The 13024-nt window shown below is 31.1% G+C and carries 7 protein-coding genes and 1 pseudogene; 5 read left to right on the top strand and 3 right to left on the bottom strand.

What is annotated here, in order from left to right:
* The first annotated feature begins 1 nt into the window (after position 1).
* A complete protein-coding gene (locus tag GQS57_RS17620) occupies positions 2 to 1771 on the top strand; it encodes a DNA mismatch repair protein MutS (RefSeq protein ID WP_165734295.1) in 1770 nt (589 codons plus the stop codon).
* Between the two features lie 276 nt (positions 1772 to 2047).
* On the opposite strand, the gene mfd is transcribed toward GQS57_RS17620, so the two are convergent.
* Positions 2048 to 5383 carry a transcription-repair coupling factor gene (gene mfd, locus GQS57_RS17625; protein ID WP_165734296.1) on the bottom strand — a complete coding sequence of 1112 codons (3336 nt, stop codon included), beginning with the start codon at positions 5381 to 5383 and terminating at the stop codon, positions 2048 to 2050.
* Between the two features lie 363 nt (positions 5384 to 5746).
* On the opposite strand from mfd, the gene GQS57_RS17630 reads away from it, so the two are divergent.
* The gene (locus tag GQS57_RS17630) at positions 5747 to 6307 is read left to right on the top strand and encodes a hypothetical protein (RefSeq protein ID WP_165734297.1); all 561 of its coding nucleotides are present in this window, start codon (positions 5747 to 5749) and stop codon (positions 6305 to 6307) included.
* Positions 6308 to 6340: 33 nt separating this feature from the next.
* Here GQS57_RS17630 and GQS57_RS17635 read toward each other — a convergent pair whose 3' ends face one another.
* Positions 6341 to 6805, bottom strand: a complete 465-nt coding sequence (locus GQS57_RS17635) for a thioredoxin family protein (protein ID WP_165734298.1) — start codon at positions 6803 to 6805, stop codon at positions 6341 to 6343.
* Complete coding sequence (locus GQS57_RS17640; protein WP_165734299.1) at positions 6805 to 9048, bottom strand: TonB-dependent receptor; 2244 nt, start codon at positions 9046 to 9048, stop codon at positions 6805 to 6807. The genes GQS57_RS17635 and GQS57_RS17640 overlap by 1 nt, the downstream gene beginning before the upstream one ends.
* 100 nt (positions 9049 to 9148) lie before the next feature.
* Here GQS57_RS17640 and GQS57_RS17645 point away from each other — a divergent pair, with 100 nt between their 5' ends.
* From GQS57_RS17645 to feoB, 3 genes and pseudogenes are all read left to right on the top strand, one after another.
* A complete protein-coding gene (locus GQS57_RS17645; RefSeq protein WP_165734300.1) occupies positions 9149 to 9805 on the top strand; it encodes a metal-dependent transcriptional regulator in 657 nt (218 codons plus the stop codon).
* A complete protein-coding gene (locus tag GQS57_RS17650) occupies positions 9802 to 10812 on the top strand; it encodes a metal-dependent transcriptional regulator (protein ID WP_165734301.1) in 1011 nt (336 codons plus the stop codon). The genes GQS57_RS17645 and GQS57_RS17650 overlap by 4 nt, the downstream gene beginning before the upstream one ends.
* Positions 10813 to 10817: 5 nt before the next feature.
* Positions 10818 to 13010: pseudogene (gene feoB, locus GQS57_RS17655) on the top strand (ferrous iron transport protein B).
* Positions 13011 to 13024 lie beyond the last annotated feature (14 nt).

Raw genomic sequence — 13024 nt, forward strand, 5'->3', positions numbered from 1 at the left:
AATGAATACTCCCTCCCATTTTTATAGTGAAGAAAAGTCAGCATTAGAAAAAGAATCAGCACAATTAAAAAAGAAATCTATAAACCTTAGTATTTTTAGATTTGGCGTCTTTTTAGCAACTGGCTTTCTAATTTATCTAACTTTTGGTAAATATCCTGATGTTTTTATCATTGCCTTCTTAGGTATTCTATTGTTTGCCTTTTTAGTGGTAAAACATATCAATTTACAGAAAAAAAGAGCAATTATTAAGGCTAAAATCAGCATTAATACAACAGAAATTGATGTTTTAAATAGAAAATTTCATCAATTAGAATCTGGTAAGGAATTTGTAAATCCGATGCATTATTATAGTAATGATATCGATTTGTTTGGTGTTGGTTCCTTTTTTCAATACTTAAATAGAAGCGTTACTGCTGAAGGAAAAAAGTTACTAGCTAATACTTTTACAGAAAACAAAACAGACGGAATTGTAGAGAAACAAAACACTATAAAAGAATTAGCTACAAAAGTAAAATGGAGACAACATTTTGGTGCTTTGGCAAGTTTAATTACTACAAAAGACACCTCTGGCTTTATTGTTAGTTGGATTCAGAATTACAAAATAGTGTTGCCAAAAGTTTTAGGGATAGTTCAGATAGTGTTCTCTATTGCTTCATTAACCATAATTGGTTTGGTGTCGTTTGGTATTGTTCCGTTCTCAATTTTAGTAATTTGGTTTTTTATTGGTCTTTTTATTACAGGAGCTTTTGTTAAAAAAACGAGCAATTTATATGCAGATACAGATAAAGTAAGAGAAACTTTTAAGCAATATCATGTATTGTTAAATGAAATTGAGAATGAAAATTTTACATCAAAAGTTTTAGTAGAAAAACAACAAATTATCAATTCTGAAACTAAAAAAGCCTCTGCCATTTTTAAAGAGTTTTCTAGAGTTTTAGATGCTTTTGATCAGCGAAATAATGTGGTGATTTCAGTAGTTGGTAACGGACTTTTTTTAACGGAGATTAGAACAGCGACCAATGTAGAAAAGTGGATTTCTAAATACAAACACACCGTAGATAAATGGTTTTCTGTAGTTGCTTTTTTCGATGCTCAGAATTCATTGGCAAATTTTCATTTTAACCACACAAAGTTTGTTTTTCCAGAAATAACTTCAGACAAAGAAGTTGTAAAAGCTACCAATTTAGGACATCCGTTATTAGATGCGACTAAAAGAATTGATAATAATTTTACCATTCATAAAGAAGAGTTTTTTATTGTTACCGGAGCAAATATGGCGGGTAAAAGTACTTTTTTAAGAACTATTTCTTTGTCTATTGTTATGGCGAATTGTGGTTTACCTGTGTGTGCAGAAAACTTTAAATATGCACCCATAAAGTTGATTACAAGCATGAGAACTACAGATTCTTTAACAGAAGATGAATCGTATTTTTATTCTGAATTAAAGCGTTTAAAGTTTATTGTTGATGAAATTAAAACTACAGATTATTTCATTGTTTTAGATGAAATTTTAAAAGGAACCAATAGTAAAGACAAAGCAATTGGCTCTAAAAAGTTTGTAGAAAAATTGACAAAATCTAAGTCAACCGGAATTATTGCAACCCACGATGTGAGTTTGTGTGAATTAGAAAATGAGTTTACAGACATTAAAAATTACTATTTTGATGCAGAAATTAGCAACAACGAACTAAGTTTCGATTACACTCTAAAAAACGGAATTTGTAAAAATATGAACGCTTCTTTTTTATTACAGAAAATGGAAATTGTTTAGTGTGAATGCTTTAAAAAAGTGTAGAGTTGTCACTTCGAATGCAAAGAGAAGTCACATAACAGTTATAACACAAACCTGAGTAACGTGATGAGATTTCTCCCCAAAAGGTAGAAATGACAAACATTATCAACTAAAGCTAGCAAACAAGTCTAGCCCCGATTGAAACGGCATCCTTTTTTCTGTCAGTTCGAGTGAATTTGCTTTTTTGCAAATTTGTATCGAGAACAGAAGAAAAAAGATATAGCGGAAAGCGGGAAACAGCTTCTAATAATAAATCTACACTTTTTGTAAAATACTCAAAGCCGTTTTTACGGAATCAATTCTTATAAAAGTGATTAATAATCGCAATCCGTTTTTAGATTCTTTCTCTTTCATAACACAACTTTTAGGGTTTAGCTGCACATATTTTAACATCCGCGTAAAGGCATCTGTGTGGTAAAATTCACTTTGTTGATTGGCAACAAAATACCCCATCATTCTTTTTTGCTTTAGAATAACCTTTTCTAAACCAAGCTCTTTTGCCAACCATTTTATACGAACAGAATCTAATAAATCTTCTACTTGCGTAGGGAATTCCCCGAATCTATCAATAATTTCAGTTTCAAAAGTTTGTAATTCATCCTCGGTTTTTAGCTCACCTAATTTGTTATACAAAGCCAATCTTTCTGTAATAGAATTGATATAATCATCCGGAAAAAGAATCTCGAAATCGGTATCTATTTGTACTTCTTTTACAAACTCTTTAGGCTTAGAATTATCTGTAGGATAGAGTTCCTTAAACTCATTCTCCTTTAACTCTTCAATAGCTTCTTGTAGTATTTTCTGATAGGTATCAAAACCAATATCGTTTATAAATCCACTTTGTTCACCACCTAATAAATCTCCAGCTCCACGAATTTCTAAATCTTTCATGGCAATATTAATTCCGCTTCCTAGATCGGAAAATAAAACCAAAGCCTCAATACGTTTTCTGGCATCATCCGTCATCATATGGTACGGCGGAGTTATGAAATAACAGAATGCTTTTTTATTTGAACGACCAACTCTACCACGCATTTGGTGTAAATCTGATAATCCAAAATTGTTTGCATTATTAATAAAAATAGTATTGGCATTTGGTACGTCTAATCCGCTTTCTATGATGGTTGTAGAAACCAATACATCGAAATCTCCTGCCATAAAACCGAGCATTAAACCTTCTAGTTTTTTTCCTTCCATTTGCCCGTGACCAATACCTACTTTTGCGGTAGGAACCAATCTTTGTATTAGGCCAGCAACTTCTTTTATGTTTTCTATTCTGTTATGAATAAAGAAAACTTGTCCTCCACGCGAAACTTCGTAAGAAATGGCATCTCGAATGGTTTCTTCAGAAAAACGAATCACATTACTGTCTATTGGATGTCTGTTTGGTGGTGGTGTTTTTATTACAGATAAATCTCTTGCTGCCATTAAACTAAACTGTAGAGTTCTAGGAATTGGCGTTGCCGTTAAGGTTAATGTGTCTACATTTTCCTTTAAAGTTTTTAATTTATCTTTTACTGAAACTCCAAATTTTTGTTCTTCATCAATAATTAAAAGACCTAAATCTTTAAATTGTAAACGCTTATTTGTCAATTGATGCGTTCCGATAATAATATCTATAGAACCATCATTTACACCATTTATGGCTTCTGTTTTTTGTTTGGCAGTTCTAAATCGGTTTAAATAATCAATACGGACAGGAAAATCTTTTAAACGTTCTGTAAATGTTTTATAATGTTGAAAAGCAAGAATTGTAGTTGGAACTAAAATTGCCACTTGCTTGCCATTATCTACTGCTTTAAAAGCCGCTCTTACGGCAACTTCTGTTTTACCAAAACCAACATCTCCACATACCAAGCGATCCATGGGTTGTTCTTTTTCCATGTCATTTTTTACATCTTGCGTAGATGTAAATTGATCTGGAGTATCTTCGTACATAAAGCTACCTTCTAGCTCATGTTGAATATGTGTATCTGGACCAAAAGCAAAACCTTTTTGTAGTTTTCTCTTTGCGTATAACTGTATTAAATTAAACGCAATATGTTTAACTCTTGCTTTTGTTTTCTGTTTGATTTTTTTCCAAGCTCCAGAACCTAATTTATATATTTTAGGTGCTTTACCGTCTTTACCGTTGAACTTAGAAATTTTGTGAAGCGAGTGAATACTTACATATAAAATATCTCTTTCTCCGTAAACTAACTTAATAGCTTCTTGTTTTTTACCTTGAACATCAATTTTTTGTAAACCACCAAATTTACCAATTCCGTGATCCATGTGAGTTACATAATCTCCAATTTCTAATTTGTTTAAATCCTGAAGAGTGATTGCCTGCTTTTTAGCGTACCCGTTTTTTAATCGGAATTTATGATAACGCTCAAAAATCTGATGATCTGTGTAACAAACTAACCTGTTTTCAACATCTACAAAACCTTGATATAATGGAAAAACTACCGTTTCATAATGTACTTCTTGTGCTGCATCATCAAAAATATCATGAAAACGTTTTGCTTGTTGATCGTTTGCACAAAAAATGTAATTGGTAAATTCTGCTTTATGATATTCTTCTAAATTTTCTATTAATAAATCGAATTGCTTATTAAAAGAAGGTTGTGCAACGGTATTAAATTTAATTTCAGAAAGACCTTTTGTTTGTGTTTTAGTAGAAATTTCTATCAGTGAAAAATCTTGTATTTGATTTTTGATAAAGTTTCCATCACAAAATAACTCACTTGGTTTTGCGTGTTTTATTTCTTTGGATAAATCTTGGAAAGCTTCTTCAGCCTTTTGATAAAATTTATCTAGGTTTCCGGTAATTAAATCGATGTTTTTTGCAAAAATGACAGTTTTAGGCGAAATGTATTTAAGAAAGCTTTCTCTGTTTTCTTGTAATGTTTTGTTTTCTACATTTGGCATAATAGAAACCTTTTTCAGTTTCTCATTAGATAATTGTGTCTCTACATCAAAAGAACGAATACTATCAATTTCATCACCAAAAAATTCAACTCTGTAAGGTTCATCATTAGAAAAAGAAAACACATCTATAATTCCTCCACGAACCGAGAAATCACCAGGTTCTGTAACAAAATCTACACGTTTAAATTTGTATTCGAATAAAACTTCATTTACAAAATCTAAAGATAAATTTTCTCCTACTGCTACTTTTAATGTGTTTTTTTCTAGCTCCTTTTTGGTAACCACTTTTTCGAACAAAGCCGTTGGATACGTTACAATTACTGCGGGTTTTTTACGAGAATTAATTCGGTTTAAAACCTCAGATCGTAGTAAAACATTTGCATTATCTGTCTCTTCTATTTGATAAGGTCTTCTATAAGATCCTGGGTAAAAAAGTACATTTTTTTCACCTAATAATTGTTCTAAATCGTTAAGGTAATAAGCTGCTTCTTCTTTATCATTAAAGATTAAAAGATAAGGTTTGTCTGCTTTTTTAAAAGTTTCTGAAATAACAAAAGACAACGAAGAGCCGACCAAATTCGATATTTGAAAATGGTTTTTGTCTTGTTGAAGTTGGTTAATTATCTGCGATACATTCGCAGAGTTTTGATATTGATTTACAATGTTCTGCTTGCTCAACCCGAAATATTTTAGCAAAGATATTAATTTGAATTTGTTAAATATAAAATGTTTAAAAACTATTTTAAATAAGATATAATCTTTTCTTAAAATAGTTTAGTAAAATTTACGTTTTATATTCTGTAATGAGGATTTAATTATCTTTGTTGTACCTTAAATCAGTAGATTATAATGTAAGGTATTGGTTTGTAAATTATCAATTTATAATTTATTAGGTGTTATTTTTATCATTTTCGAATAAATTAAACTTTAACGCAAATAAAATATACAGTACTTTATTTTCTTTGTTAAATCAATATATTTGCCAAAAGAAATATTAGAAATTGCAAATTGCTTTTCTTATCCCTAAAAAAGAAAATTTAAATGAAACATATAGTTCTTATTCTTGTTTTTTTATTCACACTAAATAGTTTCAGTCAGAATGAAGTTAATAATTGGGCTGTAACACTTGGCTCTGGTTCTGTGCTTTATTCTGTAGAAAATGGCCCAGATATGGGAGGTAGGCTTATACCTCAATTTCCTAGATTATCTGTTGCTGCCTACGTATTTAAGAATATAACTTTAGCTGGTAGTATTTCTAGTGATTTTAATGATAATCAAAAATATACCACTTATGATGGTGAGGTTAGATATGATTTTGGTACTTCAGAAAATACAATAAATCCATATATATTAATTGGAGGTAGTCTTATAAAGTCTAAACATGTATTACCAACTTTAAATTTTGGTATTGGTGGTACACTTTGGATTTCTGATCATTTTGGTTTACAAGGTGTAATAATGCATAAGTATAATGAAGAAAGATTCCAAAGTCAGCGTTCTCATACATATGGAGCAGTTGGTGTTACATATCGTTTCTCACTAAGTGGAGGGAATGGTCGTTCTACTTCTGGAAGAAAACGTATTTGGGAATCTAAACATTAATTTCTTCTTTTATTTTATGGCAATTTGTCATTTTTATTTGACCGCTATGTAGCTTGTTAATATTTTACTGATTTCTTCTGCTGATAGAAATGAGTCTATTTGCTCATCAATCGTATTGTTTGCACTTATAATAATAGTAGAAGGATAGCTAATGGTGTTGTTTTTAGAAGCGAGTACTTCTACTATCTGATGAATTCCTGATTTATTTTTAAATATTTTACCTTTTATATTTACGGATTCTTTACTTTCTGCATCAAAAGAAATAAAGTAAAAATGTTTGTTTAATAGATCTATAATTTTTTCATCTCTAAAAGTATTATTTTTCATAGCAAAACAATACTTACACCAGTTTGTGTGAAAAAAGACTATAATTGGCTTCTTTTCTTTTTCTTGTAACTTAAAAGCTTCTTCAAAAGAATAATTTATTAAAGTGTTGGTTTTCTGCCCGTATAAAAAACATGTGGAAAGTATAAAAAAGAAAAGAAGCGTATTTTTCATTATTGTATTTTATATCTAAGTCCTACAAACATACGTGTACCTTGGTTGCCAGCATATACATAAGCTGGGTCGAAAGCCAATTCTGGATTTGTTTCTGTGTCTACTCCAACGTCAAAAGGATTATCGCTATTTAAGATACTGTTTGCAGCAGGAGTGAAGTTTAATAAGTTTTTTACCCCACCAAAAACCTCAAAAGTGTTGCTGATTTTTTTAGTAGCTTGTATGTTTTGTATACTATACCAAGGAGATGTTGGAGATCTTGGATCATTTTCTCCTAGTAAAGGTAGATCCATAGGTCCGTAAATGTTACCTGTGTAGTCAAGTAGTAAATCGATAGATTTTATTCTGTAAGAAATACTCCAAGTACCACTAAAGCTTTCTGTTAATAGCTGTCTTTCGGTAACTCCTTCTTCTGTGGTAGATACATCCATTAAAGTTGCACCTGCTATAATTGAAAGACCATTTCTAAAATTTATATCTGTATTTAAAGATATACCTTTAGACACTGCATAACCATCATCTAAGTTGCCATAGATTATTTTTGAAGTATCGGTTTCATAATCTGCAACTATTTTATTGTTGAAATGCGTGTAAAAAACACTTCCATCTAAATTAATAATAGTATTGTTGTTTGTGACTATTTTTTTAACATAGTTAATGTTAGCATTCCAAGAAGTTTCGGGAAGCAATTCATCTTCAAAAAATACGTCTCTGTTTCCTGTAAGGGCAGCATGGTCTTCTGTAAAAACATTAGCAACTCTAAAACCATTACCAATACTAACTCTTAAAACATCTTCGTTATTATCAGAATTCCATTTGTAATTTACTCTTGGAGAAAAAACACTTCCATGTACATTATTATGATCATATCTTGCACCTAACAGCAGTTTACTTTTTGGTGCTAATGTAATTTCATCTTGAATAAATACACCTGGTAAATGCGTGATTGATGGATCGTTTTCTGTTTCGCTACCAGTTGCAGTGGTATTGTCGTCGTAATTTGTGTAACGATAAGCAACTCCCATTAATACATCATGATTTTTTCCAAAAGTAGTGTCGTATGTTAATTGTCCGAAGGCAATAAATTGATCAGCTTTGTAAAAAGTATCTCCGTAGTAAGAATTTTGATCATGTCCATTCGCACTAAATTGAAAATTTAATTTTTCATCTGTAGGTAATTGGTAAGTTCCAAAAGTTTCCCATCTGCTCGTGTAAATACTTTCTCCATAAATATCTGTTCCACCTCTAAATTCAGGTGTCCAATCCATTTCTCCACCCCATCTATCCTCGTAAACATAACGCCCAGCTACCGTAAAAACACGATTGTTTTTTCTTTCGAAATCAAATTTATTAAAAATAGAAATTCTGTTTTGTAAGGTTAAATCTGTAAAACCATCATTATTGTTATCAATTGGGTTTTGATAATTAAAATAATTGATCCCTAATAAAGCATTCGTTTTTCCTAGCTTATATTTTAAACCAATATCAGTATTTACTTCTCCCCAAGAGCTTGCGTAAGAATCTATTGTAAATAAAGGTGAAGAAGATGGCTTTTTAGTGATAATATTAATGATACCTCCAACGGCTTCAGAGCCATACAGAGTTGAAGCTGGTCCTTTTACAATTTCTACACGTTCTATTAATGCTTGCGGAATTCCTGTTAATCCATAAACCGTAGAAAGTCCGCTTACAATTGGCATTCCGTCAATCATAACAAATGTGTAAGCTCCCTCTAGTCCGTTTATATGAATATCACCAGTATTACAAACGCTACAGTTTACTTGTGGTCTAACACCATTTATATTCTCCATAGATTCAAAAATAGAAGGTGATGGGTTTTTCATAAAAAAGGTAGGAGAATATACTTCTACGGGTACAGGACTGTCTAATTTCTTAACTGGTTTCATGGTTCCGGATATAACTATTTCATCTAAAGAATCATCTTCTGATAGTGATAAATTTTGAGTAATTTTTTGATTTTCATCAATCGTTATTTTTATGAATTTAGATTGATAACCAACACTACTGGCAACAAGTGTGTAATTTCCTTTAGGGATATCTTTTAGTTTATAATAACCGTTTTCGTTAGAAGCTGTTCCTATTTTAGAGTTTTTTAAATAAACATTCACGTAAGCTAATGCATTTGAGCTATTCGTTATTTTACCAGAAACAGAATTATTTTGGGAAAAAATTGTGTTTAAGCTGATAAGAGCTGTAAATAGTATAAGTCTTTTTAGTTTCATTTGATAAATATTTTTGACAAATGTAATTTATTTTTTAGACTTGTCTAAAAATATATTTATTAAATTTAAAAAGTATATCTTTGTAATATAAAATTTATAGATGTTTACACTTTCTGAAGAAAATTATTTAAAAGCAATTTATCATTTAGAGTTAGATGCTGTTAAAGGAATCAGTACAAATGCTATTGCTAAAAAATTAGAAACAAAAGCTTCTTCTGTTACAGATATGATAAAAAAATTGTCTGAAAAGGAAGTAGTTGTGTATAAGAAATATAAAGGAGTTAAATTAACTAGTTTAGGAAAGAAGACTGCTGCAAGTATTGTACGTAAGCACAGGCTTTGGGAAGTTTTTTTGGTAGATAAGTTAAATTTTTCTTGGGATGAAGTACATGATGTTGCAGAGCAATTAGAGCATATTAAGTCTTCAAAATTAGTAGAGCAATTAGATGCTTTTTTAGGTTTTCCATCGCATGATCCTCATGGAGACCCTATTCCAGATAAAGAAGGGAATTTAAAAACGATAGATAAAAGTTTATTATCAACTTTATTAAAAAATGAAAGTGGAATTTGTATTGGTGTTGATGATTCTTCTTCAGAATTTTTAAAGTTCTTAGACAAAAAAGGAATCACTTTAGGGCAACAGATTACGGTTTTAGAAAAAGAAGACTTTGATGATTCCGTTTCTATTAAGGTTGATGATAAGAAATTATCAATTTCAAATAAAATAGCTAACAATTTATATATAAAAAAAATATGAATACCTACAACCCAATAGTAGCGCTCTTAGTGTTTTTTGGCGTTATTTTAATCTTGTATTTTATATTTAATCCTAAAAAAGGACTCTTCTTTAAATATCTCAAGGCTCGTAAAGAAACAGAAAAAACAGCTATTGAAGATGTTTTAAAGTTATTGTATCATGATCCTAAAACATCTATAAGTACCATTTTTGATGAATTAGATTTTAGTCATAGTTTGTTGCTAGAAAGTATTGATACTATGTTAGAAACTGGATTGGTAAAAAAAGAGCATGAGCTTTTTTCATTGACCGAAGAAGGAGATGAATATGCATTAAGAATTGTAAGAGCACACCGTTTATGGGAAAAATATTTATCAGAAAAAACGGGTTTTCATAAAACTGAATGGCATAGTAGAGCAGAGAAAAAAGAACACGAGTTATCTGGTGAAGAAGTAGAAGATTTATCTACGCTTTTAGGGAATCCGAGATACGATCCTCATGGAGATCCAATTCCAACTAAAGCTGGTCAAATTCCTGAGAAAAAAGGAATGCTACTTGCCGATTTACCGATTCTAAATTTTGGAAAAATTATTCATATAGAAGATGAGCCTACAAGTATTTATAAGCAAATTTTAGCGAAACATATTCATTTACATTCTCAGGTATATATGAAGGAAATAAGTGAAAATCGCATTGTTTTTGAATCTGAAGGAGAGCAATTTGTTTTGCCACCTATAGTAGCAAAGAATATTACTGTAATTTCTTTAGATAAAGCAGATGTTGTAGAAACAGATACGTTGCGTTTATCTAATTTAGAAAATAATCAAAAAGCAACAATTATAGGTGTCTCTAAAGAATGTAGAGGAGAAAATAGACGTAGATTATTAGATTTAGGTTTTGTAAAAGGAGCAACGGTTAGTATCGATTTGTTAAATCCGTTAGGAGATCCAAAAGCATTTTTAATTAAAGGAACAGCCATTGCTTTAAGAAAAGACCAGGCTGTTAAAATTTTAATTACCAAAGCATAAAAAAAATGAAAACAGCAACAAAATCAGCTTGTGACACATGTGCGCATCATACTTTAGACGGAGTTAAAAAATTAGGTGTAGATACTGAAAATGTCGACTTTGTAATTGCATTAGCAGGAAATCCTAATACAGGAAAAAGTACTGTTTTTAATGCGTTAACAGGGTTGAGGCAGCATACTGGGAATTGGCCAGGAAAAACGGTAACTAGAGCAGAAGGCGCTTTTGAATATCAGAAACAAAAGTTTAAATTAATAGATTTACCAGGTACCTATTCTTTAATGTCTCGATCGGAAGATGAAGAAGTTGCTAGAAATTTTATCCTTTTTGGTAAGCCGACATTAACAGTTATAGTTGTTGATGCGAGTAGGTTAGAACGTAATTTAAATTTGGTACTTCAAATTTTAGAAATTTCATCGAACGCCGTTCTTTGTCTAAACTTAATGGATGAGGCGGAAAAAAATAATATAAACATAGATTACAGAAGTTTATCTAGAGAGTTAGGGATTCCTGTGGTACCAACAAGTGCAAGATCTAAAGAGGGGATTCCAGAATTAATTGCTGCAATTAGCGATTTGGCAAACGGAAAAATAGTTTGTAAACCTTATAAAATAAAAAGCATTCCAAAACATGTAGAAGATGCTGTGCAGAAATTGAGTGCAGCCATTAAAGAAGAATATCCAACAGTTTCAAACAGCAGGTGGTTAGCTTTTAGAGTTTTAGAAGGAGATACGCATATTTTAGATGCCTTAAAAACAGGTGATTTTATTTAATTGAAGAGAATGGGAACAAAAAACATTGATAAAATTATAGAATTATCTAACGAATTGCGTTGGCAAATTGGCGATGATTTTCACGATAATTTAACGGAAGCAATTTATGCTGATGCTTCTAAGATTGTTGAAAAAACAGTTGTAAAGGATAATAAAAAAGGAGCTTTTTATTTAAATGCTAAAATAGATAGAATTGTAACTAGTAAAATTTGGGGTTTTCCAATCATGCTATTGTTATTAGGTTTAGTACTTTGGTTAACGATTATTGGAGCAAATTATCCGTCTTCTATGCTGGCTAGTTTGTTGTTAGATACAATTCATCCATTATTAAAGGAAGGAGCTGCATTTTTAAGTTTTCCTTGGTGGTTGTCTGGTTTTTTAATTGACGGTGTGTATTTAGCAGTTGCATGGGTAATTGCTGTGATGTTGCCCCCAATGGCTATCTTTTTTCCATTATTTACCTTGTTAGAAGATTTTGGGTATTTACCAAGAGTTGCTTTTAATATGGATTCGCTTTTTAAAAAATCTGGAGCACATGGTAAGCAAGCTTTAACTATGACCATGGGTTTTGGTTGTAATGCAGCCGGAGTTGTAGCAACTAGAATTATTGATAGTCCGAGAGAACGATTAATTGCAATTATTACTAATAACTTTTCTTTGTGTAATGGTCGTTGGCCAACGCAGATTCTATTAGCAACCATCTTTATTGGAGCTGTTGTACCGTCATCATATTCAAGTTTAATTTCTTTGGTTGCTGTTGTAGGAATTGCCGTTTTAGGAATCTTTTTTATGTTTTTCTTTTCTTGGGCATTGTCTAAAACAGTTTTAAAAGGAGAGGTTTCAACGTTTAATTTAGAGTTGCCTCCTTATAGAACACCTTTATTTTGGAAAACCATTTACACTTCTTTAATAGATAGAACATTAATTGTCTTATGGAGAGCCATTGTATTTGCAGCACCGGCTGGAGCAGTAATATGGTTAATTTCTAATATCTTTATTGGTGATGAAAGCATTGCGTTGCATTTAATCGATTTTTTAGATGGTTTTGGATTTTTATTAGGATTAAATGGTGTTATTCTATTGGCTTATGTAGTTGCTATTCCTGCGAATGAGATTGTAATTCCGTCTATATTAATGTTAACGGTAATGGTAACGGGAGCTGTTGGTGGAGCTGGAGCGGGTGTAATGTTTGAGTTAGATTCTGTTACAGCAACAGGTGATATTTTAAGAGGTGGTGGATGGACGCTTTTAACAGCAGTGAATGTAATGTTGTTTAGTTTGTTACACAATCCTTGTAGTACAACTATTTACACTATTTATAAAGAAACAAAAAGTACAAAATGGACTGTGGTAGCAACAATTTTACCTGTTATAGCAGGTTTTATAATTACGTTTTTGGTTGCGCAAATTTGGAGAATTTTAAGTTAATCACTCTAAAATAA

It is taken from the genome of Polaribacter sp. 20A6, assembly GCF_011378915.1.
Classification (GTDB): domain Bacteria; phylum Bacteroidota; class Bacteroidia; order Flavobacteriales; family Flavobacteriaceae; genus Polaribacter; species Polaribacter sejongensis.

Coding starts and splice junctions, on each gene's coding strand:
- GQS57_RS17635 (WP_165734298.1), bottom strand. CDS start 6,805: ATGAAAAATACGCTTCTTTTCTTTTTTATACTTTCCACATGTTTTTTA.
- GQS57_RS17620 (WP_165734295.1), top strand. CDS start 2: ATGAATACTCCCTCCCATTTTTATAGTGAAGAAAAGTCAGCATTAGAA.
- GQS57_RS17650 (WP_165734301.1), top strand. CDS start 9,802: ATGAATACCTACAACCCAATAGTAGCGCTCTTAGTGTTTTTTGGCGTT.
- GQS57_RS17630 (WP_165734297.1), top strand. CDS start 5,747: ATGAAACATATAGTTCTTATTCTTGTTTTTTTATTCACACTAAATAGT.
- GQS57_RS17640 (WP_165734299.1), bottom strand. CDS start 9,048: ATGAAACTAAAAAGACTTATACTATTTACAGCTCTTATCAGCTTAAAC.
- GQS57_RS17645 (WP_165734300.1), top strand. CDS start 9,149: ATGTTTACACTTTCTGAAGAAAATTATTTAAAAGCAATTTATCATTTA.